The 20,885-nt window shown below is 57.4% G+C and carries 22 protein-coding genes and 1 tRNA gene; 3 read left to right on the forward strand and 20 right to left on the reverse strand.

The genetic code is table 11. The annotated features are described in order from the left end of the window. Positions 1-2: 2 nt before the first annotated feature. From H8S11_RS07545 to H8S11_RS07555, 3 genes are all read right to left on the reverse strand, one after another. Entirely contained in the window at positions 3-479 is a 477-nt protein-coding gene (locus H8S11_RS07545) for a TRAP transporter small permease (RefSeq protein WP_366460922.1), read from the reverse strand. 73 nt (positions 480-552) lie between these two features. Beyond that, positions 553-1,572, reverse strand: coding sequence for a TRAP transporter substrate-binding protein (locus tag H8S11_RS07550; protein WP_186852722.1), 1,020 nt, complete (start codon positions 1,570-1,572; stop codon positions 553-555). Between the two features lie 208 nt (positions 1,573-1,780). Then, positions 1,781-2,515 carry a GntR family transcriptional regulator gene (locus H8S11_RS07555; RefSeq protein WP_186852723.1) on the reverse strand — a complete coding sequence of 245 codons (735 nt, stop codon included), beginning with the start codon at positions 2,513-2,515 and terminating at the stop codon, positions 1,781-1,783. A 409-nt stretch (positions 2,516-2,924) separates the two neighbouring features. On the opposite strand from H8S11_RS07555, the gene H8S11_RS07560 reads away from it, so the two are divergent. Together H8S11_RS07560 and sstT are read left to right on the forward strand one after the other, a co-directional pair. Beyond that, positions 2,925-3,000, forward strand: a tRNA-Gly gene (locus H8S11_RS07560). Between the two features lie 149 nt (positions 3,001-3,149). Continuing rightward, a complete protein-coding gene (gene sstT / locus H8S11_RS07565) occupies positions 3,150-4,367 on the forward strand; it encodes a serine/threonine transporter SstT (RefSeq protein ID WP_186852724.1) in 1,218 nt (405 codons plus the stop codon). A 130-nt stretch (positions 4,368-4,497) separates the two neighbouring features. Here sstT and H8S11_RS07570 read toward each other — a convergent pair whose 3' ends face one another. The 15 genes from H8S11_RS07570 to H8S11_RS07640 all read right to left on the reverse strand — a co-directional run bounded on the left by H8S11_RS07570 (position 4,498) and on the right by H8S11_RS07640 (position 18,248). Further along, on the reverse strand, positions 4,498-5,211 hold the full coding sequence (locus H8S11_RS07570) for a V-type ATP synthase subunit D (RefSeq protein ID WP_147570697.1): 714 nt from the start codon (positions 5,209-5,211) through the stop codon (positions 4,498-4,500). 12 nt (positions 5,212-5,223) lie between these two features. Next, entirely contained in the window at positions 5,224-6,600 is a 1,377-nt protein-coding gene (locus H8S11_RS07575; RefSeq protein WP_147570698.1) for a V-type ATP synthase subunit B, read from the reverse strand. After that, a complete protein-coding gene (locus H8S11_RS07580) occupies positions 6,597-8,372 on the reverse strand; it encodes a V-type ATP synthase subunit A (protein ID WP_186852725.1) in 1,776 nt (591 codons plus the stop codon). The genes H8S11_RS07575 and H8S11_RS07580 overlap by 4 nt, the downstream gene beginning before the upstream one ends. A gap of 40 nt (positions 8,373-8,412) precedes the next feature. Then, the gene (locus tag H8S11_RS07585; RefSeq protein ID WP_186852726.1) at positions 8,413-8,913 is read right to left on the reverse strand and encodes a GNAT family N-acetyltransferase; all 501 of its coding nucleotides are present in this window, start codon (positions 8,911-8,913) and stop codon (positions 8,413-8,415) included. Next, positions 8,910-9,218, reverse strand: coding sequence for a V-type ATP synthase subunit F (locus tag H8S11_RS07590; protein ID WP_186852727.1), 309 nt, complete (start codon positions 9,216-9,218; stop codon positions 8,910-8,912). Before H8S11_RS07590 ends, H8S11_RS07585 begins: the two co-directional genes overlap by 4 nt. A 15-nt stretch (positions 9,219-9,233) precedes the next feature. Then, positions 9,234-10,226 carry a V-type ATPase subunit gene (locus tag H8S11_RS07595; protein WP_147570702.1) on the reverse strand — a complete coding sequence of 331 codons (993 nt, stop codon included), beginning with the start codon at positions 10,224-10,226 and terminating at the stop codon, positions 9,234-9,236. Positions 10,227-10,336: 110 nt separating this feature from the next. Beyond that, on the reverse strand, positions 10,337-11,023 hold the full coding sequence (locus H8S11_RS07600; RefSeq protein WP_147570703.1) for a V-type ATP synthase subunit E: 687 nt from the start codon (positions 11,021-11,023) through the stop codon (positions 10,337-10,339). A gap of 24 nt (positions 11,024-11,047) precedes the next feature. Beyond that, positions 11,048-11,551, reverse strand: a complete 504-nt coding sequence (locus tag H8S11_RS07605; protein ID WP_186852729.1) for a V-type ATP synthase subunit K — start codon at positions 11,549-11,551, stop codon at positions 11,048-11,050. Between the two features lie 19 nt (positions 11,552-11,570). After that, a complete protein-coding gene (locus H8S11_RS07610; protein ID WP_243200983.1) occupies positions 11,571-13,535 on the reverse strand; it encodes a V-type ATP synthase subunit I in 1,965 nt (654 codons plus the stop codon). A gap of 8 nt (positions 13,536-13,543) precedes the next feature. Beyond that, positions 13,544-13,858 carry a hypothetical protein gene (locus H8S11_RS07615; protein ID WP_186852731.1) on the reverse strand — a complete coding sequence of 105 codons (315 nt, stop codon included), beginning with the start codon at positions 13,856-13,858 and terminating at the stop codon, positions 13,544-13,546. Positions 13,859-14,147: 289 nt separating this feature from the next. Next, positions 14,148-15,209, reverse strand: coding sequence for a putative glycoside hydrolase (locus tag H8S11_RS07620; RefSeq protein ID WP_186852732.1), 1,062 nt, complete (start codon positions 15,207-15,209; stop codon positions 14,148-14,150). 211 nt (positions 15,210-15,420) lie between these two features. Further along, positions 15,421-16,158, reverse strand: a complete 738-nt coding sequence (gene ymfI, locus H8S11_RS07625) for an elongation factor P 5-aminopentanone reductase (RefSeq protein ID WP_147570708.1) — start codon at positions 16,156-16,158, stop codon at positions 15,421-15,423. Positions 16,159-16,177: 19 nt separating this feature from the next. After that, positions 16,178-17,155, reverse strand: coding sequence for a prephenate dehydratase (locus tag H8S11_RS07630; RefSeq protein WP_186852733.1), 978 nt, complete (start codon positions 17,153-17,155; stop codon positions 16,178-16,180). Between the two features lie 32 nt (positions 17,156-17,187). Further along, on the reverse strand, positions 17,188-17,526 hold the full coding sequence (locus H8S11_RS07635; RefSeq protein ID WP_186852734.1) for an AzlD domain-containing protein: 339 nt from the start codon (positions 17,524-17,526) through the stop codon (positions 17,188-17,190). Beyond that, positions 17,523-18,248 carry an AzlC family ABC transporter permease gene (locus tag H8S11_RS07640; RefSeq protein WP_147570710.1) on the reverse strand — a complete coding sequence of 242 codons (726 nt, stop codon included), beginning with the start codon at positions 18,246-18,248 and terminating at the stop codon, positions 17,523-17,525. Before H8S11_RS07640 ends, H8S11_RS07635 begins: the two co-directional genes overlap by 4 nt. A gap of 249 nt (positions 18,249-18,497) precedes the next feature. Here H8S11_RS07640 and H8S11_RS07645 point away from each other — a divergent pair, with 249 nt between their 5' ends. Further along, positions 18,498-19,388: a diacylglycerol/lipid kinase family protein gene (locus tag H8S11_RS07645; RefSeq protein WP_147570711.1), complete on the forward strand. Its 891-nt coding sequence runs from the start codon at positions 18,498-18,500 to the stop codon at positions 19,386-19,388. Between the two features lie 35 nt (positions 19,389-19,423). Here H8S11_RS07645 and H8S11_RS07650 read toward each other — a convergent pair whose 3' ends face one another. After that, positions 19,424-20,356, reverse strand: coding sequence for an AEC family transporter (locus tag H8S11_RS07650; RefSeq protein ID WP_186852735.1), 933 nt, complete (start codon positions 20,354-20,356; stop codon positions 19,424-19,426). Between the two features lie 124 nt (positions 20,357-20,480). Then, on the reverse strand, positions 20,481-20,840 hold the full coding sequence (gene rsfS, locus H8S11_RS07655; protein WP_147570713.1) for a ribosome silencing factor: 360 nt from the start codon (positions 20,838-20,840) through the stop codon (positions 20,481-20,483). Positions 20,841-20,885 lie beyond the last annotated feature (45 nt).

Consider the following 20,885-nt stretch of genomic DNA (forward strand, 5'->3'; position numbering starts at 1 on the left):
GTTCACGCTCTCTCAGCCCTCCTCTCTTTGATCAGGGCAGAAATACTAATTAGATTCTGGATAATCCACATGGCGGATCCCAGAACGATCAGCGCATGAATCGCAACGATGGGAATGTGAGTGGCAGCGGTAGTCAGCTTTGAAATGGGCGGAATCAGAAGGTATTCGCTGTAGATGACAAAAGCGCAGTACATGCAGCAGATCACCTTGCCGATTACCATTAGCCAAAATTTAGTTCTGGGCCAGATCTGATAGATAATCTCCAGTTGCAGGTGCGCCTCCTCCTTCTCCGCCTGAGCGAGATAGCAGAAGATCAGGCCGGTAAAGCACATCATAGCCACTTCCTCGCTCCATGTAGTGGAAAAGCCCAGAAAAGACCGGCAGAGAACTTGAATGTCAAGCGCCGCGATGACGACGATAAGGAAGATCCCACAGACAGAATTAACAAGGCTGCGGAACCCGTCCCAGATTTTTCCCAAAGCAGACATGGCAATATCTCCTTTCGTACAAATTAGCAGGGAATGCCCGACGGACGTGCGGATGAAGAATCGTCTACTGGCTCTCGACGTTCTGAATCAGTTCAATCATGTCACCCCAGTCGTCGGAAAAATAGTCGTAGACTGTCTCAGCGGCCTCATGGAAGCTAGCCAAGTCCAGACCGTTCTCCTCGGTGATGACCGTCATGCCGCCATCGATGCAGATCTGTTTGTAGCCCTCTTCCTTTTCCACGATGCGCTGATTCATCTCGTGGGTGGCATCTACCGCAGCCTGCATCACGGCCTGTTGCTGATCCTCAGTCAGGCTGTCAAAGGTTTCACGGTTGATCCACAGACCCAGGTTTGTGGGCAGGTGGCGGGTCTCCATGCAGTAGGCCTGAACTTCATACAGGGCGGAGCTCACCAGGGTCGAGTAAGGATTCTCCTGTCCGTCAATGACATTGGTAATCAGGGCGGTCGCCACTTCACTGAAGGCCATTGGCGTAGCGGCCGCACCGAAGGCGTTGGCAAACAGCACCTGATAGAGGTCGGAGGCGACCACGCGGATTTTGGCACCCTTCATATCACTCAGGTCGTAAATGGGGAAGTTGCAGGTCAGTTGGCGGTCACCAGAGTTGAAGGCGGTGAGGAGCATGACATGGTCGTCCTCCAGCGCCTCGTTAATGGCCCGCAGGGGCTCAGAGGTGAAGGGGTTGAACACCGCCTCCTGGTGCGCCGCGTCCCGATAGACATAGGGGGCGTCAAAGGCTCCCAGCCTGGGATCCAGGTCGCCAGCAGAGGAGGGAACATACTGAATGAAGTCCACAATGCCAGCTTGGAGCGGCTGCATATCGTAGCCGCACAGGGTGTTGTCAAAGTAGCATTGAACTTCCAGCTCGCCTTTTGTGTACTCATATACCTTGTCGGCAAAAAGCTGTTCCCAGATGCCGGCGTCGGAGGATGCGGAGTTCTGATCGGTAAATTTTAATACCCGGGGCTCGTTGTTGCTGCCGGAGTCCCCGCTTCCGCAACCGGCCAGCACTGGGAGCAACAAGACGGCAGAAAGCAGGGATGCAAGGTTCCTTTTTAGTTTCATTTTTGATTCTCCTTTCTTACATTAATTATGATGGCGGAAACATTTCTTTCCCCTACACCATCTAATCCAATTTCTGCTTATCTTGGCACTTGGTATTTGGCATTTGGCGTTTGGCATACCAAAAATAGCAATCTATTTATACATCAAGTACACCAAAAAGTCAACCCAAATCATGCGAATTTTCTATATTATCCAAATATTATCGATATTATTTGTCTATTGTAACGAACTCCTCTTGAAGCTTGGTATCCAGATTCGCCGGATCAAAGCCAAGGTGTCCCGGCAACGAGAGCATTCGCTGCCTCCATGCGCTGTAGTGTTCCGACAGGTACCGGCACGCATTTTCATAGTCCCCGCTCTCCATGCACTTCAGAATGGCAAGGTGCTCCTGAGCAAAAGCATTGCCGTCCTTTCCACTGTATTTCATGCTAAGGATAGAAGCTCGGGTCACCTTTTCGTTGATCTCCTCCGAAAAGGTAAATAAGATGCTATTCCCGGATTTTCGATTGATATAGCGGTGAAAGCTGGTATCCAGCGCCATGATGCTGTAATAGGAACCGTGATCCTGCTTGGTAACGTCCATCATCTCCTGGAGGATGCCATGCAGGTGGGCAAAGTCCTCCGGTGTATATTTATAAAAGGCCAGCTCAAAGCCGAGCATGTCGATGGGCTCCCGAATCTCCAGCAGTTCCAGAATGTTCCGCCACAACAGAGGAGCAACCATGCGTATTTTTCCGTTCTGCTCCACCCAGCCTTCCTTCTCCAAAAGGGTCAGCGCATCTCGCAGCGGAGTCCGGCTCACCCCCAGCATGGAGGCAAATTCCCGTTCGTTGACGTTGCTTCCCGCTTTCAGCTTGCCTGTAATGATCAGCGATTTGATCTGCTGATAGATTTTCGTGCTGTAGCTTTTGTTCTTTTCGATTTTTTCTAAATACTGTACCATATCCTACTTCTCCATGCTTCTGGCTCAATCCCAAAAATATTCTGCTGTACCCAGCGGCAAATCCTGCATTTCTCATGCCAATTATTATATTTTTTATATCACGTTCTCTATAATATGTCAATTCCAGGATATTTCCGGCGGCTTCTCACTTGATCCCATGAATGCGGTAACGCATCAAAATTTTCCTTACCTTTACACAAAAGCAAGCCAATTATATCAAAAAATGGAAAATTCTCTAAGCAGCCTTTGGCGGTCACAATGAACAGAATAAAAGGCAATATAATTTCCTCAACTAAATTTTGTTGCAAATTTGTCAACCAATCATGACAAAGACATTTTTATATTTTTTCAAAATTTAAATTTCGGGGTTGACATCGCTCTGTTTTCTGTTATAATACCATTTGTCGCTGCGAGTGTAGCTCATCTGGTAGAGCGCCACCTTGCCAAGGTGGAGGTAGCGAGTTCGAGCCTCGTCACTCGCTCCAAGTGGAAAGACACGACATATGTCGTGTCTTTCTTTTTGAATTTTCGTGCCCAGCCACTGTCCCTTCAGGGCAGGTCAGCGGTCCCTTATTCAGCCCTGTGGTAAAGGGTTACGCTCCCCTTTACTTCACCAAAGAAAGGAATCGGAAGTATGGAACTCTTACACAAGTGGAACCATATCAGCCTAGTCAAACGGATCATCGTGGGACTTATTCTGGGCGCCGCTCTAGGCGCCCTCCTGCCTCAGGCCTCCGTCATCGGTATCCTGGGCACTCTGTTCGTCAATGCCTTGAAGGCTCTGGCCCCTCTGCTGGTCTTTTTCCTCGTCCTTCACTCCCTCTCACAGCATAAAAAGGGAGCTAAGAGCAACATGTCCGCTGTGATCGTCTTTTATCTGATTGGCACCTTTCTGGCCGCGCTGTGCGCCGTGGTGACCAGCTTTCTCTTTCCATCCACTCTGATTTTGGCCGAGCAGGCCGAGCAGGCTGCCCCTGGCGGCATCGCTGACGTGCTCCAGAATCTGCTGAACAGCGCCGTAAGCAACCCCATCTCCGCCATCGCTGAAGCAAACTATATTGGCGTGCTGCTGTGGGCCGTTGTCTTTGGACTAGCCATGCGTGAGGCCGGCGAGGGCACCAAGACCGTACTGGGCGACATCTCCAATATGCTGTCCTCCGCAATCCGATGGGTCATTAGCTGCGCCCCCTTCGGCATCCTAGGGCTTGTCTATACCACCGTATCCGATACCGGCTTTGAGTCCTTTCTGAATTATGGCCGGCTAATTCTGGTCTTAGTAGGCTGTATGCTCCTGGTAGCTCTGGTCGTCAACCCCATCATCGTCTACCTGGCTATTCGGAAAAATCCCTATCCCCTGGTCTTTCGATGTCTGAAGGACAGCGGCATCATGGCTTTCTTTACCCGCAGCTCGGCGGCTAATATCCCGGTGAATATGAAGCTGTGTGAAGACTTGGGTCTGGATAAGGAGAAGTACTCCGTTTCCATTCCCCTGGGAGCTACTATTAACATGGCTGGCGCTGCCATCACTATCACCATCCTTACCCTGGCCGCCGCCAACACGCTGGGTATCTCTGTGGACTTTCCCACTGCCCTCCTGCTGAGTTTGGTTTCCTCTGTGGCCGCCTGTGGCTCCTCCGGTGTGGCGGGAGGCTCGCTGCTCCTCATCCCAATGGCCTGCAGTATGTTCGGTATCTCCAGCGACATAGCCATGCAGGTGGTCGGCATCGGCTTTATCATCGGTGTCATTCAGGACTCCTGTGAAACCGCACTTAACTCCTCCTCCGATGTGCTGTTCACTGCCGCGGCCGAGTTCCGCAGCCGCAGGAAAGCCGGACTGGATATGGGGTATTGATGGAGGGGAGCCATTCCTCCATACGTCTAAAACAGTGGGTTAAATATAATAAGGAGGCACTGCCCTGGATTTTCCGGGCAGTGCCTCCTTTTTTATCTTGTCCCATTGACAAAGTGAGGAAACATACGCCTTAAACCTCTTGCGGTGCCTCACCTGAAGCCCTGAAAACCTTTGCGGCTCTAGCGTTCTCGGCTCTCCGATCCTCGATGGCCTCCTTCAGAAGCATATCCTTCACCTTCATCAGTCGAATGGTGTTGGCCCGCTCGTTTTCATCCAGCTTCATGGTGATATACTTGATATTTTCCTGCATCTCCGGGATCTTCACATACTCCAAAGCGTTGACCCGTCGGCGGGTCTTCTCGATCTCCTCCGCCAAAAGCTGTGAGGTCTTTTCGATCTCCGCCAGCTTCAGCATATCCTGGAACACCTGTGACATAGCGTCCACCGCGTCGTCCAGCTCGCCGCTGGTCTGGGCAAAGCCATAGGGATAGATCTCCCCTGGGTCCTGGCTGCTGGTGCGGAATTCATATTTGGGCACGTCCACTGACATGATGTTCTGGAAGGTCATATCCAGCTCCACAGACTGCTTGGGGTAGAGCAGGGACTGCTCCAGCATCTCTGGAGACATCAGAGCCGCGGCCACAGTGAAGGAGCCGTGGGCCCGCATAAGCCCCTCCTCCACCCGGCGGCGCAGGGAACGATTCTCTCGAATCACGTCCATAAACTGCTTCATCAGCTCATCTCGCTTATCCTTGAGCAGCTTATGGCCCCGCTGGGCGGTCTTTAGCCGGCCCTTGAGCCGGGTGAGCTCCATACGGGTGGGATTGATGGTCGTGGAAGGCATTTCACTCCCCCCTTAGTCCTTCTTGGGCAAATACTTGTCGATATACTCCGGCTTGATCCGCTTCAACTCACTCCGGGGCAGGATAGATAGCAGCTCCCAGCCCAAATCCAGCGTCTCCTCAATCGAGCGGTTCTCATCTGTCCCCTGAGAAACGTACCGCTTTTCAAATTCATCCGCAAATTTAGCATAGAGCAGGTCGGTGGGGCTCAACGCCGCCTCGCCCAGGATGGACATGAGCTCCTTGTTCTCCTTTCCGGTGGCGTAGGCAGAAAAGAGCTGATTCATGGTGCCTGAGTGGTCCTCCCGGGTCTTGCCCGCTCCGGTGCCCTTGTCCTTCAGACGGGACAGGGATGGCAGTACGTCCACCGGGGGATTGATGCCCCTACGGTACAGCTCCCTGGAAAGAATGATCTGCCCCTCGGTAATATAGCCGGTCAGGTCGGGAATGGGGTGGGTCTTGTCGTCCTCCGGCATAGTCAGGATAGGGATCAGGGTAATGGATCCCTCCTTGCCCAGCTGGCGGCCTGCCCGCTCATACAGGGTCGCCAGGTTGGTATACAGGTAACCGGGGTAGCCCCGGCGGCCTGGGACCTCCTTCTTGGCGGCGGAGACCTCCCGTAGCGCCTCGGCATAGTTGGTGATGTCGGTCATGATGACCAGTACGTGCATATTCTTCTCAAAGGCCAGATATTCCGCCGCTGTCAGGGCCATGCGGGGCGTGGCGATACGCTCCACTGCCGGGTCGTTGGCCAGATTGGTAAACAGCACCGTACGGTCGATGGCGCCGGTACGCCGGAACTCCTGGACGAAGAACTCCGACTCCTCAAAGGTGATGCCAATGGCGGCGAAAACCACGGCGAAGTTGGATTCCCCATCCAGCACCTTGGCCTGCCGGGCGATTTGGGCCGCCAAAGCGGCGTGAGGCAGGCCGGACCCGGAGAAGATAGGCAGCTTTTGGCCGCGGACCAGGGTGTTCAGCCCGTCAATGGTAGAGATACCCGTCTGAATGAACTCATTGGGGTAGTTGCGGGCGGCGGGATTCATGGCCAGACCGTTGATATCCCGATACTCGTCGGCCAGGATGGCTGGGCCGCCGTCAATAGGCTCCCCCATGCCGTTGAACACCCGGCCCAGCATATCTCCGGACACCCCCAGTTGAAGAGGGTGTCCCAGGAACCTGATTTTGGAGTCCGCCAGATTGATACCGGCTGAGTTTTCAAACAGCTGGACCACTGCGGTATTCCCGTTTACTTCCAACACCTGACAGCGGCGGACGGTGCCGTCGGTCAGTTCGATCTCTCCCAGCTCGTCATAGGTGACGCCCTGTACCCGGTCCACCACCATCAGGGGGCCGGATATCTCCTGTATCGTCTTATACTCTCGGATCACAGTGCATCCTCTCCCTTCTCGGCAATGGCGCTGATCTCTTCCTCCATCTCCACCAACAGGTTGGCGTAGGAGTCTTTATACAGATCAGCGGGGACGGACTTGGCCCGGCCGATCTTTTCCCGTGCGGGGATGGAGAACAGAGCGTTCAAATCGCCTCCCCGCTCTGACGCGCCCCGGCACTCCTGGTCGTACTGGTGGATCATAGCCAGCAGGCGGGCCTGGCGGTCATACTCCGAGTAGGAGTCGATGTCCGCGAAGGAGTTCTGCTGGAGGAAGTCCTCCCGGATCATCTTGGCAGTCTCCAAAGTGATCTGGTCCTTGGGGGACAGAGAGTCCTTGCCCACCAGCTGGACGATCTCGTTCAGGCTGGCCTCTTCCTGGAGGATGGCCATGGCCCATTCCCGGTTCTGCAGGAACTCCTTGCCCAGGTTTTCGTCATACCAGGGCTTCAGGGAATCCAGATACAGGGAGTGGGAGGTCAACCAGTTGATGGCCGGGAAGTGGCGGCGATAGGCCAAGGAGGAGTCCAGGGCCCAGAACACCTTGACGATACGCATGGTGGCCTGGGACACGGGCTCGGACAGGTCGCCGCCCGGTGGGGACACGGCGCCCACGGCGGTCAGACTGCCCCGGCGGTCCCCATCGGACCCCAGACAGGCCACGGAGCCGGCCCGCTCATAGAACTGAGCCAGACGGGAAGACAGATAGGCTGGGTAGCCCTCCTCGCCGGGCATCTCCTCCAGACGGCCGGACATCTCACGCAAAGCCTCGGCCCAGCGGGAGGTGGAGTCAGCGATGACGGCCACGGCGTAGCCCATATCCCGGAAGTATTCTGCGATAGTGATACCAGTATAAATAGACGCCTCACGGGCGGCCACCGGCATATCAGAGGTGTTGGCGATGAGGACAGTCCGCTTCATCAGGGACTCTCCAGTGCGGGGGTCCACCAGTTCGGGAAACTCCCGGAGCACGTCGGTCATCTCGTTGCCCCGCTCGCCGCAGCCGATATAGACCACCAAGTCCACATCGGACCACTTGGCCAGGGCGTGCTGCATCACCGTTTTACCAGAACCAAATGGGCCGGGGATGGCGGCGGTGCCCCCCTTGGCCACAGGGAAGAAGGTATCTACAATACGCTGGCCAGATTGGAGGGGAATGACGGGGGGATACTTACGCTTATAGGGCCGGCCCACACGGACGGGCCATTTTTGCATCATAGGCAGCTCCACCTGGGAGCCGTCCTCCCGCTCCAGAACAGCTACCGTCTCCGTAACGGTGAAGGTGCCGGACTGAATGGACAGGATTTTCCCCTTCATTTTCGGGGGGATCATAATCTTATGGAGGATAGAGGACGTCTCCTGGACAGTGCCGATGACATCACCGCCCACCACCTGGGCCCCCGGTTGGACTGTGGGGACAAACTCCCACTTCTTTTCCCGATCCAGGGCAGGGACCTCCACACCGCGGGGCAGGTTGTTCCCCTGGACCTTTTTCATGATTTCCTCCAGGGGGCGCTGGATGCCGTCGTAAATATTTTCCACCAGACCGGGGCCCAGCTCCACAGACAGGGGGGCGCCGGTGGTGACCACCTCGGCCCCAGGGCCCAGTCCGGAGGTCTCCTCATAGACTTGAATGGAGGCAGAGTCTCCAGTCATGGTGAGGATCTCGCCGATGAGGCGCTGTTCGCCCACACGGACCACGTCGGCCATATTGGCCTCCTCCATACCGGTGGCCACCACCAGCGGGCCGGAGACCTTGACGATCTTTCCCATAGGCTAAACCTTCTTTCTTCTGGCTCTGTTCCACTGGCCTTCAAAGGAGGGGGCGCTGCCGCAGGTTACCCTGGTAGCTGCCCACTTCCATTGGGCCCACATAGGAGAAGCCAAGTCGTTCATAGTAGTCATTCAGCGCTGGATTGTTCCGTCCACAGTCCAGACGCAGATAGTCCTTCCCCATGGCTTTGGCCAGTGCCATACACTGCCTTAGCATCCGCTCCCCGGCGCCTGGGGCATCCGGGTTCGCGGCCAGGTTATGGATATAGAGTGCGGACCCACCAGCAGGCCAGCGATCATCCTCTTCCAGCAGCACCGCCACCACATTGGGCGCCCCGTCGGGCCTCCACAGGCCATAGAGCGCCCCATTTCGGGCCCGCTCCTGGAAATAGGTCAAGGGGTAATAGGTAAGATAGTCGTCCCGCTCCCACTGACGTATCCCCCGCTCCTCCAGCCAAGTGATCCGTCGGAGGATCAGCTGGAAAAGCCGCGGTGCCTCCTCCAGCGAGGCAAGACGGAGGACCTCTCCCTGGTCCGTCATAGGATATCAGCGCCCACCGCCCGCTCTACCGCGGTCTTAATATTGGCCATGCCGATACCCAGGGGACCCTCCTTTCCGGGAATTAAAATGATCGCCGGGGTCAGCGCGTCCTTATACCGCGCGATGTCAGTCGTCAGTTTGGCGGCCAGCTGCTCGGTCATATAGATAATGGCGTAATTCTCCCTGGCCAGCCGGTGGAGCGTCTCGTGCCCCTCCTCCGGGCCAGCCACAGGGTATACATCCAGCCCCAGGGCCTTAAAGCCCAGGACGCTGGCTACGTCGCCCATCACCGCGATCTTATACATCTCCAGCCACCCCCCTTATACATAGGTCTGCCGAAGCCGGGCCCGGATGGTATCTCCGTCCAGTCCAGCTGCCCGCCCGGCAAAGATGGTGCGGACTGCCGTAAACTCCAGCTCCTTGGCATAGAGGTAGCCGATGACCGTCTGCTCCCCAAAGGGGACCATGCGGGCGGCGGCCAAATAGGCTGTAAGCGCATCGTCACAAGCCTTTTCAAAGGCGGTCAGAGATCCTCCACCGGGCAGGGCTACCTTGGCCCCCAGCTGGGCGGCCTGGGCCAGGGGTCCCGACTGGAACACCTCGCCCAGTGTGTCTGCCCGGGCGGAAGCTACTGTCTGCTGAGACACATTTCCTCCTGGCAGCAGCACCCGGCGCAGGAAGTCTCCCTCTTTGCCCATTCGGGCCGCCCGGACAGCGGTCCGAAGATTGGCCACATCCACACTCAGCCGGACATAGCCCAGGAGGAAGGGGCTGCCCAGCGCCTTGGCCAGTCGTTCCATCTCCTGATAGCAGCTTCGGTCCAGAAGCAGATCGGCCTGCTGGGGATCCCGGCTCTCCCTTAGAAGGGTCCATGCTTGGGCCATAGCCCGCTGGAACTCCTCTGAACAGCCCTGGAGCTCCTCCCGCCGCCATCCCTCCAGCAGCTCTCTGGGGTCATACCGCCCACCGGCCAGCAGCAGGCGCTCTGGGTCGGCGCCCACAGCCTGGGCCTTCAGAATAACCTTGGCGTTGTGATAATCATATTTCAATTGGAATATCTCCGCCAGGCGGGGATCTGGTACCGCCCCGGCGATGTCTCGGAAGGTATCGGCCCGGGCCTGGGCAAGCACGCCCTCCAGCCCGCCTCCTCTATCCTCCGGGTAACCGCACTCGGTGAGGATCTTCATAGCCTCCCCGTTCTCCCTGGCGTCAATCATCCGGTCCATCCTCTCCCTTGTCAGCAGGCGGTTCTCCATGGCCCGGATCCTGGTAGAAATGGACAGGTAGTCTATATCCTTTATCTGGTGGGACAAAATATTCCCTCCCTTACTTGAGAGTGGAGAGTTGGGCGTGGAGAGTGAAGATCCCGCGGGAAAGGGCATTTCTCCGCTCTTCCCCCTGACTCTTCACTCTGTCCCAACTCTCAGGGGAACAGCACGCCGGCCACTTCCTTCTCCAGCTTCTCCCGCTGGAGGCGAACCAGTGTCTCAAAGGCGCAGTTTACCTCGATGTCCCCGTCCACCATGATGAAGCCACCCTTGATAGGCCGGGTCTCCTCGCTCAGGGTAAGCAGGCCGGTACCTGTAACCATGGCGGCAGTGGTGTTGACCACCTTGCCCAGGAAGGCTCCTACCTTGGATTCGGTGATCGCTTCGGGCAGTTCGGGGGCCACCCCTTTTACCAGGGCCTCGTTGGCTGCCACCACCACCTGTTTGCCCACCCGACTGCGGTCCTGGGGGGAGAAGATGAGCTGCTCCCGGCCAGTGGAAGACGCCTCCAGGGCCAGCTTGGTCAACAGCGCCACATACTCCTGCTCAGGCATGGCGCACAGCTTCTCCAGGGCCAGGTCAAATGCCTCGGCCAGCACCTCCTGCTTGGCGGCCAACTCCAGCTTGCGCCGCTCCATCTGGGCGGCGGATTTCAGACGCTCCAGCCGCTCGTCGGCGGTCCGGCGGCCACGGGCCAAAATCTCCTCCCGCTCTCGGTCGGCCTGGGCCTGGGCCTCCTCGCCGATGGAGCGGGCCTTTCGCTCCGTTTCCTCCAGAATGCGGGTCACTTCCGCCTCAGAGTCCTGAATGATCTTGGCCGTGATCTTTTCGATTCCTTCCATATGTTCGTCCCCTCTCGGTGGAAATTAAAGCGGCACACTCAGGGAGAACAGCATAATCATAGAGCACAGCAGGGACAAAATGGCGTAGAACTCCACGATACCGCACAGGATCAGGCCCTTGGACCAGTCATCCGGCTTCTTGGCCAGGATATTGATAGAACCGGCAGCCACGCGGCCCTGGGCGATAGCGGACAGCAGGCCGCCGATCGCCATAGGCATACAGGCTGCGAAAAATTGCAGGCCCAGCTGGACGGACATCGCCTCGCTCACCGCCAGAGCGTTGCCCATAAAGCCCATTCGGATCAGGGCCACAAAGAACACGGCCATGCCGTACAGCCCCTGGGTACCGGGGAGCAGCTGGAGCACCATGACCTTACCGGACTTGCTGGGGTCCTCGCTAAGAAGGCCGGTACCCGCTTCACCAGCGATGCCGGTGCCCTTGGCGGAGCCCACGCAGCTCAATCCCACCGCAAGGCTGGCGCCCAGAAGGGCCAGGGCCAAACCGCCGAAAGATTCCAGAAAACTCATTGTTGTTTCCTCCTTATTCTCATTCTTTCACGATGTGATAGTATTTCGTCTTGAACTCCAGGGGACGGAAGGGTTTACCCCCGTCCTCGTAGTAGTATTTGAAGTACTCCAGACACTGCAGCCGCATATCGTGGACATAGCAGCCCAGCAGATTCAGAGCGAAGTTCAGGGCGTTGCCGATCATAGAGATCAGGATGAAGGTGGGCAGGAAATTGGTGATCGAGCCGAGGGTGTTGAACACCTGGGCCACCACAGCCCCCGCCAGCATCAGGGCCATCAGCCGGGAATAGGACAGGATGTCGCTGAAATAGCCGGTGATATTGTTGTATAGCGACCCGCCGATCCCCACCAGCTTGCCCACTATGCCTTTCTTCCCATAGCCCTGGGTCAACAGCAGCAGGACCACGATGGCAATGGCACAAGCCTTGATCTGTCCGGTGAGGGCGGCCACGCCGGCCAGAAGAAAGACCAGGTACCAGGCTCCCTCGCCGCACAGAGCTTCCATCACAGCCCCCCGCTTGATCTTGCGGTACATACTGATCCCCATACCAGTAAAGATCTGAGCCAGGCCCAACACAAGCGAGCCTACCAGTACCGCCAGGGCGTCATCTACCGGGGAGAATAGGGCGGGCAGGGCGAACTGGCCTCCAGTGGTCAGCGCCACCAGCTGTGTGAGGAAGTCGCCAAAGAAGCTTCCCGTCACCGCTCCCCAGATAAAGGTGCTCACGCCGCACAGCCCCAGCAGCGGGAACATATGCCGCATCGTCGCCCCTTCGGGCTTTGCCCGCTTCACCACCACCCAGGCAACGGCCATCATCAGCAGGCCATACCCCATGTCCGCCATCATCATCCCGTAAAACAGGATAAAGAAGGGGGCCATCAGGGGGTTGGGGTCCACCGTTCCGTAAGCGGGCAGGGAGTACATATCTGTGACCATGCTCAACGGCCGGGTCAGCCAGTTGTTTTTCAGCTTCACCGGTACATCCGGATACTCCTCCCGCACTGGATCGGCCGCCTCATAGGCACAGGGATATTTCTCCAGGGCTTTTTCCAACTGGGGCCAGTTCTCCTCCGGCACCCAGCCCTCCAGATAGAAGGTCTGGCTGGTATTCAGCAGCCTTCCCCGGGATTCCTCTCTGTCACTCTCCACCTGGGCCAAGTCAGCCAGCTGTTGAAGCTGGGGCCGGAGGTGTCCCATGGAGGCCAGTTTCTCCTCCAGTTGGGCCAACTCTTTGGCCAACTCCTCCAGCTCCCGGTCCAGCCGGACCGTGTTTTCTGCCGCCGTCCCCGTCCAATCCCGCAGATTGGCACGGGACCAGCCCAGAGCCTTCAGCGCCTCTAGGGCGCCCTCCTCCTGACTGGTGTGGCATACTAGAAGGCAGTACCGCAGCTCCCGATCCGCCGATATCTGAGTCAGCTGAACCAGCTCTCCGGCCCCCTGAACCGCCTGCTCCCCCTCCTCAAAGGGACGATTGGCGGGCAGGGTGCCCAGCTGGATCATAATCTGGTGGGTAGACTGGGTCTCCAGGGGCAGGTCCAGTTCCAGCCAGGGCGCCAAAGCGTCCTTTTGGGCCAGCAGCTTGGACTGCTCGCTGTGGATGGCAGCCATGCGGCGCTCTACCTCGTTGACCTCTTGGGCCCCATCCAGGGCCTGTCGGGCCCGCCCTTGGTCAAAGAGCTCTCCCTCCTTTAGGTCGGGCCGGGGCTGGAGCAGTTTCCCTTTTTCCGGGGCATACCGCTTCAGCGTGGCCAGAGCTCGCTCCGCCTCTCCCCGCTCCTCCCGGGCCCGCTCCAGCCCACTGGCATCCAGCCGGGACACTTTGTCCCGCAGGTGCTGGAGCAGTTCCCGCCCAGAGGCATCTCCCTCCTCCGAGGGCTCCACCCCGGCCTCGCTGACCTCCACGCATCCCATGCGCTGGAGGGTGCGGAGGATGGTCTCCCGGTCCTCCGCCATGGCGATCAACCGCAGGCGTTTCATTTTCATGATGGCCATCAGCGATTCACAACCTTTTCTACGATTGTGCGGGCGGCCTGGTCCAGCCGGGTCCGAGCTGTCCGCTTCCACTGCTCACAGTCTAATTTGGCCTGTTCCAGTACCTTCTGGGTAGCCTTAGCCGCTTCTTCCTCTGTCTGAACCAGCATCTGACGGGCCTCATTCTCTGCTTCAGTCCGGCTATCCGCCAATAGCCGCTGGGCAGCTCGTTGCGCCACCAGCAGCTTTTGCTTGCTCTCGGCCATGGCCTCCTCCTTGCGGCGGTCGGCCTCCGCCTCGACCTGCGTCACCTTTTGGATGGCTTCCACTGCCATATCCTCACCACCTTTTCATCTTCATCCACGCTTCCTGATGAAATTATGTACTTTTTATTCTATGTGAAATCACTTAGGAATGCAAGCTTTATTTTATCTATCTTTCGTATACCTTTTTTATAATGCGGCATTTTTCGTTTTATTTCACCCTCTATCGCACATCTTTTGCGGGGTATTCCCTCTCTCTTTTGCGATAGTTTACAATTCCGTCATCTTTATTCCTGCATTTTCAGCCCCTCCCTGAAAGGAAAACAGCCGCCAGCTGCATAACGCAGCCAGCGGCTTCTGTTTATCCCAGTTCCGGCTCCGGGAGCACACCCTGCGCTCCCGCTTCTTTCCCTTCCAGCGCAGATACGATCCGGACGATTCGACCGCCGTCCGCATTTTTGTCCAGTCCTGCCAGATATTCTCCTTCTCCCACTGTCCAAATATTTCCTTCCCATTGGTCGAGGCTGTTGAGATCCAGGCCCGTTCTCTCAAGCAGTTCCCCGTCCGCCACCAAAGAGATCCTGACATCGTATCCCTCTGTCTCCGCGTCAATCTGCTCCAGCAAGGCCAACGCCAAATCAGTCACAGCCTGCCTGTCCCCCGCCGGGCCGTCGGTAATCACATCCAGATTTCCCCGGCTGGGATAGGCCCAGCACTCCAGCGCGATCTCATCAAAGCCCAGGGCAGCCAGTTCCCCACACAGGCCGGCGACATAGGCCTGTCCTTCGGCCTTAGCCGGGTCCAGCCAGCGCAGTCCCAACTCGTCCCTCCAGTTGCCGTAGCTGGCCCGGAGGGCCACTGCGTTATTTTGATAGGGCAGAGTATTATCCCGGAAACAGCATAGCCTGGCCACCGTGTAGACCTCGCCCTGGTTCCATGCGGTCAGGGCATCGTTGACCGACTGGTCCTGCCCGCTGACTCCGGCAGCTACGGCCAAGGGCTGCTGGGACACCCAGTTCAGCTGGCCCTCCCTGCCCTTCATCTGTAGGATCAGGGCATTAGCTCCGGCCTCCTCCATGCTTCCGACCGCGGTGCCGTCCAGCACGGCGGACAAGGGCAGTTGAAGGGCCGCCGTAAGGGCGCGCTCCGGCTCCTGCTCAGGCTCCTCCCGCCGCTCTGAATCCGAGGGTTGGATCACCACGCTGATGTCTCCAATATCGGGCTCCTCCTTCCCTGGGCGGAGGGCCTGAGGCAGTTGAAACTGAAGGCCCCGGTCCGTCTGGACAATATATTTCTGACCGAAAAATAGTCCCGCCAGCACCAAAATCACCAACACGGTCAGGACGACCGCGATCAATCTCAATATATCGGTCAGCGTTCTGCGGCCGCGATAGCCGCCAAAACCGCCCTTTTGTCGGGACATGGAGCCGTCCTCCTCTCGGGGGTAGGTGACATTTATTCCCTTTTGGGGAAAAAATACCCACTTTGTTTCTTATTATAGCAACTTTTTGTTTCTTTGACAACCGGGTTCTTTTTGTTGTTATTTGTCAGGGGGCTGGGCTTGGTCCGCCCTTTTATGCTTTTCGTAAAAAGCCAGGCGGGAGGAGAGACTTTTCTGCCTCTCCTCCCGCTCTTTAGACCGCCATGCCGCCATCCACGCCCAGGACCTGGCCCGTGACAAAGGAAGACTGCTCGGAGGCCAGAAAGAAAATTGCCCGAGCCACCTCCTCCGGATCACCGGTCCGGCACAGAGGTGTCTGATCTGCCAGAGCGTCCATATCCGCCTGGGACAGATGCCGGTTCATATCCGTTCGGATAACACCAGGGGCCACACAGTTGACCCGAATGTTGGAGGGCCCCAGTTCCTTGGCCAGAGCCTTCGTCAGACCAATGACCCCCGCCTTAGCGGCAGAATAGGGTGCCTCACAGGACGCTCCCGTGGTTCCCCACATGGAGGAAATGGTGACAATCGCGCCCTGCCGCCGCCGGACAAAGGAGGGGACGGCCCCCCGTATGGTATAAAAGACGCCGTCCAGATCTATCCCCATCAGGCGCCGCCATTCATCGCCGCTGGTATCCGTGACGAGCTGCTGGGGCAGGGCGATCCCAGCGCCGCACACCAGAGCGTCCAGAGTGGCGAGAGCTTCTTCCGCCCGAGCAGGAAGGGCAGAGGCCTGATCCGGGCAGGCCAGATCCGCGCCCAGGGCTACGGCACAGGTCCCCATCTCCCGCAGCTCCCGCACCAGCTCCAGGGCAAGGTCCTCCCGCTCGTGGTAGTGGACCGCCACCTGCCAGCCCTGTTCTCCAAAGTACCGGGCGGTGGCGGCTCCGATGCCCCGTGAGGCCCCGGTAATCAGCACAGTGTTGGCCATCTGCTCTCCTCCTTGTTCGTTATCCCTCTGTCAGGCTGTTTTTGAAGTTGCCCAGTACCCGGAGATAGGAGGTGGATCGGGACAGTTCCTCCAGGGCCTCCTCCATCCCCGGTCCGGTAAGGGAGCCGGAGAACTCCATGAAAAAAAGGTACTCCCACCGCTTGTCCGGCATGGGTCTGGACTCGATCTTCATCAGGTTGAGCCCGTGGAGCAGGAACACCGTCAAAATACGCTGCAAACTTCCCACCTGGTGGGGGACGGAAAGCAGGACGGCGATCTTGTCCGCTCCGGGGCGCAGTTCCATCACCGGGGAGGTGACTACGAAGCGGGTAGTATTTCCGCTGTTGTGGTTGGTGCCCCGGTACAGGATATCCAGCCCATAGAGCTCTGCCGCCCGTGCCGAGCCGATGGCGGCCTTGGTAATGTCTCCGGTCTGGGCCACATACTGGGCGCTGCCCGCCGTGTCCCCAAAAGGGATCTGTTCCCATTCCGGGTGGCGGGACAGAAAACGGTCGCTCTGGAACAGGCCCTGCTCATGGGAGTAGATCTGGGTAATGGTGTCCAGACTCGCTCCCCTGGGCGCCATCAGACAGTGCTCCACCCTAACGGTGTCCTCCCCTACGATATAGTGCTGATATTGGGTCAGCAGCTCATATACCTGGCGGATAGCGCCGGTGGAGCTGTTCTCGATGGGGAGGACAGCATAGTCCGCTTCCCCCCGATGGACAGCTTCAAAGACATCCTCAAAGCGGGCCAGCCCCTGACAGCGGGCCTCCTTCCCAAAGAAGGTGAGGGCGGCCATCTCGCTGTACGCTCCGGCTACTCCCTGATAGACCACTCTGGGCTGGGATACCGGGCAGCGGGCGGCCTCCATAGCCCGCCTGCACTGGTCGTAGCCGGTACTCCCAGATTCCGGCCCGGCCACCAGTTCCAGGCGCCGGCGGAGCAGCCGCTCTATCTCCCGGTCCAAATGGGCCAGTTCTTCTGTCTCTCTCATATCGTTTCCTCTCGTTCCTCACATCGTCAACATCAGTTGAACACGCCCTGCACCAGCACCATATACAGCACCGTCGCCCCAAAAATGGACAGCAGGTCATTCCCCTTCCACAGATGGAGGAGCACTGCCGCGGCGCTGGCCAGCAGGGCGGGGACCCAGCCCGCTGGTGTGGCAAAGGATACTCCCTTCAAACAATATACGATGAGCATGGCGATGACTGCCGGGGGTAACACCCGCCCCAGATAGAGCACCACCTTTGGAGGCTCTCCTCCCCGGTCAAACAGGAGGAAGGGCAGAGCCCTGGTCAAAAAGGTGACCACCGCCATCACCGCGATGGCGGCCAGGGTCTGTCCCGTTGTCATCGTGGTCATCGGGCCCCCTCCTCTCTCACCGCGGCAGGCCTTCTCCGCCCCTGCTCCTCCAGAGTGGGACGGAGAAGCACCAGGACGGCCACCATAATTCCCAAGGCAGGCAGCAGCATCTCCTCCGCCCCCACAGCCAGCAGGCTGACCAGAGTGGCCGCTCCGCCCAGCAGAGCAGGCAGATGGCTGCCGGCGGTCCTCCATTGGCCCACGGCGATGACCAGGAATAGGGCGGTCATGGCAAAATCCACTCCCGTGGTGTCAAAGCCCAGCGCGGCCCCCAACAGAGAGCCGATCACAGAACCCAGCACCCAGTAGCTCTGGTCCAGCAGGGCGACAGCAAAGTAGTAATCGTGCTCCTTCACCCCCTGGGGCACCTTGGCCGAACTAAGCAACGCATAGGTCTCATCCGTCAGGGAAAAAATCATATAAAGCTTCCGGCGGCCCATGCCCCGAAATTTCTCCAGCATGGACAGGCCATAGACCAGATGCCGGAAATTGACCATCAGAGTCAGAAAGGCCGTCTGGCCTAGAGTCGCCCCCGTAGCCAACAGGGAAACCCCCAAATACTGCCCAGAGCCTGCGTATATGGTCATGCTCATCAGAATGGCCCAGCCTACGCCATAGCCCTCTGACTGGAGCATCAGCCCGAAGGCCATCCCGATAGCCAGATACCCCATCAACACCGGTACCGTGGCGGGGAAAGCCGCTTTTAACGTTTTTCGGTCCATCGTCGTTAATCCACCTCGTTACGACATACTATCTTAGGTATTTTAACCGTTTTGCCCCATGGGCGCAAGCCCCAGTGTGGCACAAGAAACCTCTATTTTTGCGCCTTAATTTTATGTAAAGATTTACAACATCTCTCTTGATTTTTTCTTTTCTCTTTCTATAATAATACTACTATTAATATTAATCAGGCTGGTCCACCAAGCCCAGGCTGTTTTCCTATAAAATCTGACAGGCAAGGAGGGATCGTTTTGAAGGAAGCTCTCTTGATCTATAACCCCACATCCGGGAAAGGACAGCTGCCCGGCAGTCTTTCTCCGGTCTTAGACGTCTTTACCAAGGCTGGGTGGCTGGTCACTGTCTACCCCACCCAGTGCAAGGGGGACGCTGTCCGAGCCGCCAAAGAGCTGGGTCCCCGTTTCCAACGGGTGGTATGTGCCGGCGGCGACGGCACTTTAAGCGAAACTGTAACCGGGCTGATGGAGTTGTCCGCCCCACCCATGCTGGGATATATTCCTTCCGGCTCCACCAATGACTGCGCTACCACCCTAAATCTCCCCCGCTCCCCGATTAAATCCGCTGCCGTCGCCGCCGGCGAAGGCGAGCCCTTTCACATTGACATTGGAAAACTCAATGGGCAGCCCTTCGTCTATGTGGCCGCCTTCGGCGCGTTTACCCATGTGGCCTACGCCACTCCCCAGGATCTGAAAAACACATTTGGCCATCTGGCCTATGTGGTAGAGGGCATTGCCTCTCTGCCCACCATCTCCCCCTACCATCTTAAAGTAGAATACGATGGTCAGGTTCTGGAGGATGACTTTTACTTCGGCATGGTGCGCAACGCCCTGTCCATCGGCGGCATCAAGCTGCCTCAACAGGACGTAGAGCTGGATGACGGACTGTTCGAGGTAGATCTGGTCAAAAAGCCGGTCAGTCTGGCCGATGTCACCGATGGCTTCCAGACTCTGTTCGCTCAGAATCCGGTGGGGGCCGGCTCCCGCATCCATTTCCAGGCTTCCCAGCTTACCTTTTCCTCTGACCAGCCCATTCCCTGGACCATTGACGGGGAGTACGGCGGCGACCAGCTGGTCAACCAGGTGGTCAACTGCCGTCAGGCTTTGACTGTTATCCGAGGGAAATAAGAAGCTGCCTCCGATTAAAAATCGGAGGCAGCTTCTTACGTTGTCAGCATTTGGAATAAAACGATCATCGGCGGCATAGTGGCGGCACACAATACCGAGGTCACCACGTTTATAGAGGAGGTGTACCGGCTCTCCGCGCTCTTATAGAGCTGGGCCATCTGGGTCAACGTAGCGGCTGCCGGACCTATCGCGCACAGCAGGCTGACCAGTAGGATCTGGCTATGTCCCCAGACCCGCTCTACTCCCCACAATAGAGCCACTACCAGCAATGGCAGAATGATCAACCTTAGGAAAACGACCCGGTATATCCCCCGCGAGGAAAAAGCGGCCTTCAAGTCTGTTTCCGCCAGCAGAACACCCACCACCACCATAGATAGGGGGCCCACACAGCTCCCCATAGAGGAAACAGCGGTACCCAACACATCAGGCAGACGGATATGTAAGAAAAACAGTGCCATGCCCATCAGTATGGCACAGAGGCAGGGGTTTTTCACCACTTTTTTTAGTGTGAGCCGGCCTTCGCCCCCCATAAGCTTCTGCCCATGGGTCCAGACTAAGAATCCCTGAAAGGCCATGTAGGAGCAGGTATAAATGACATATTCCTGCCCCAGCGTATTCAATACAATGGGAATAATCAGGTTTCCGGCGTTGCTGTATATGACCGAGGCCTTTTCTGCTGGGGTAAGCTGGCGCCCAGTCCTATCTAACAGCCAGCAGACAAGCCAAAATATTCCATGTATCAGAACCGCGATGGCCAGCGTCACTAAAAACGCCCCCAGGATATTTGGATCATAGTCTGTCTGAAAAGCATTCACCAAGGTACAGGGCAGGGCAATATAGAGCACCGCCTTGGAGAGCACCCGACTCTGGTCCCCAGTCAGGACCCCCGCTTTGGCGGCCAAAAAGCCAGCGGCGGCCATGAGCACCATGGCCAATATCTGCTCCATCAGCATCAGGCTTAGTTCCATGCTTATCCCATCTCCTCTTTTCCCTGTCCGTTTTATTCTAGGAAGTCTTTTCCCTTCCGTCAAGAGGAAATTCAAGAGGGGCGTTCCGGATATAACGACCGGAACACCCCTCTGTTTTATACATTTATTCCGACTTTAGCGCCTGAGCCAAGTCTATCTCCTGAGCGTCGCCCCACAGCCGCTCCAGGTCATAAAACTTTCGAGCTTCGTCGGTAAACACATGGACCACAACGGATGAGAAATCCATCAGCAGCCAGGTGCCGCCCCGGTGTCCCTCAATGTGGTGGACCTGCTCGCCATTTTTCTCCATGGCCTCCTCACAGGCGTCTGACATCGCTTTCACCTGGGTGCTGGAGGTGGCGGTACACAGCACGAAGTAATCCGCCAGCGTGGTCAGCTCCTCGGTCTTGAGCACCTTGATATCCTGCCCCTTTTTCCCGTCCAGGGCCTTGGCCAGCGCGATGGCCATCTCATAAGAAGTCAATCTTCTTTCCCCTTTCTGCTTATATATTGTTGCTTGAAGCCGCTG

This window comes from Flintibacter hominis, assembly GCF_014287965.1.
GTDB classification, from domain to species: domain Bacteria; phylum Bacillota; class Clostridia; order Oscillospirales; family Oscillospiraceae; genus Lawsonibacter; species Lawsonibacter aceti.

Coding starts and splice junctions, on each gene's coding strand:
- H8S11_RS07550 (WP_186852722.1), bottom strand. CDS start 1,572: ATGAAACTAAAAAGGAACCTTGCATCCCTGCTTTCTGCCGTCTTGTTG.
- H8S11_RS07555 (WP_186852723.1), bottom strand. CDS start 2,515: ATGGTACAGTATTTAGAAAAAATCGAAAAGAACAAAAGCTACAGCACG.
- sstT (WP_186852724.1), top strand. CDS start 3,150: ATGGAACTCTTACACAAGTGGAACCATATCAGCCTAGTCAAACGGATC.
- H8S11_RS07570 (WP_147570697.1), bottom strand. CDS start 5,211: ATGCCTTCCACGACCATCAATCCCACCCGTATGGAGCTCACCCGGCTC.
- H8S11_RS07580 (WP_186852725.1), bottom strand. CDS start 8,372: ATGGGAAAGATCGTCAAGGTCTCCGGCCCGCTGGTGGTGGCCACCGGT.
- H8S11_RS07585 (WP_186852726.1), bottom strand. CDS start 8,913: ATGACGGACCAGGGAGAGGTCCTCCGTCTTGCCTCGCTGGAGGAGGCA.
- H8S11_RS07590 (WP_186852727.1), bottom strand. CDS start 9,218: ATGTATAAGATCGCGGTGATGGGCGACGTAGCCAGCGTCCTGGGCTTT.
- H8S11_RS07600 (WP_147570703.1), bottom strand. CDS start 11,023: ATGGAAGGAATCGAAAAGATCACGGCCAAGATCATTCAGGACTCTGAG.
- H8S11_RS07605 (WP_186852729.1), bottom strand. CDS start 11,551: ATGAGTTTTCTGGAATCTTTCGGCGGTTTGGCCCTGGCCCTTCTGGGC.
- H8S11_RS07610 (WP_243200983.1), bottom strand. CDS start 13,535: ATGAAAATGAAACGCCTGCGGTTGATCGCCATGGCGGAGGACCGGGAG.
- H8S11_RS07615 (WP_186852731.1), bottom strand. CDS start 13,858: ATGGCAGTGGAAGCCATCCAAAAGGTGACGCAGGTCGAGGCGGAGGCC.
- H8S11_RS07620 (WP_186852732.1), bottom strand. CDS start 15,209: ATGTCCCGACAAAAGGGCGGTTTTGGCGGCTATCGCGGCCGCAGAACG.
- ymfI (WP_147570708.1), bottom strand. CDS start 16,158: ATGGCCAACACTGTGCTGATTACCGGGGCCTCACGGGGCATCGGAGCC.
- H8S11_RS07630 (WP_186852733.1), bottom strand. CDS start 17,155: ATGAGAGAGACAGAAGAACTGGCCCATTTGGACCGGGAGATAGAGCGG.
- H8S11_RS07635 (WP_186852734.1), bottom strand. CDS start 17,526: ATGACCACGATGACAACGGGACAGACCCTGGCCGCCATCGCGGTGATG.
- H8S11_RS07640 (WP_147570710.1), bottom strand. CDS start 18,248: ATGGACCGAAAAACGTTAAAAGCGGCTTTCCCCGCCACGGTACCGGTG.
- H8S11_RS07650 (WP_186852735.1), bottom strand. CDS start 20,356: ATGGAACTAAGCCTGATGCTGATGGAGCAGATATTGGCCATGGTGCTC.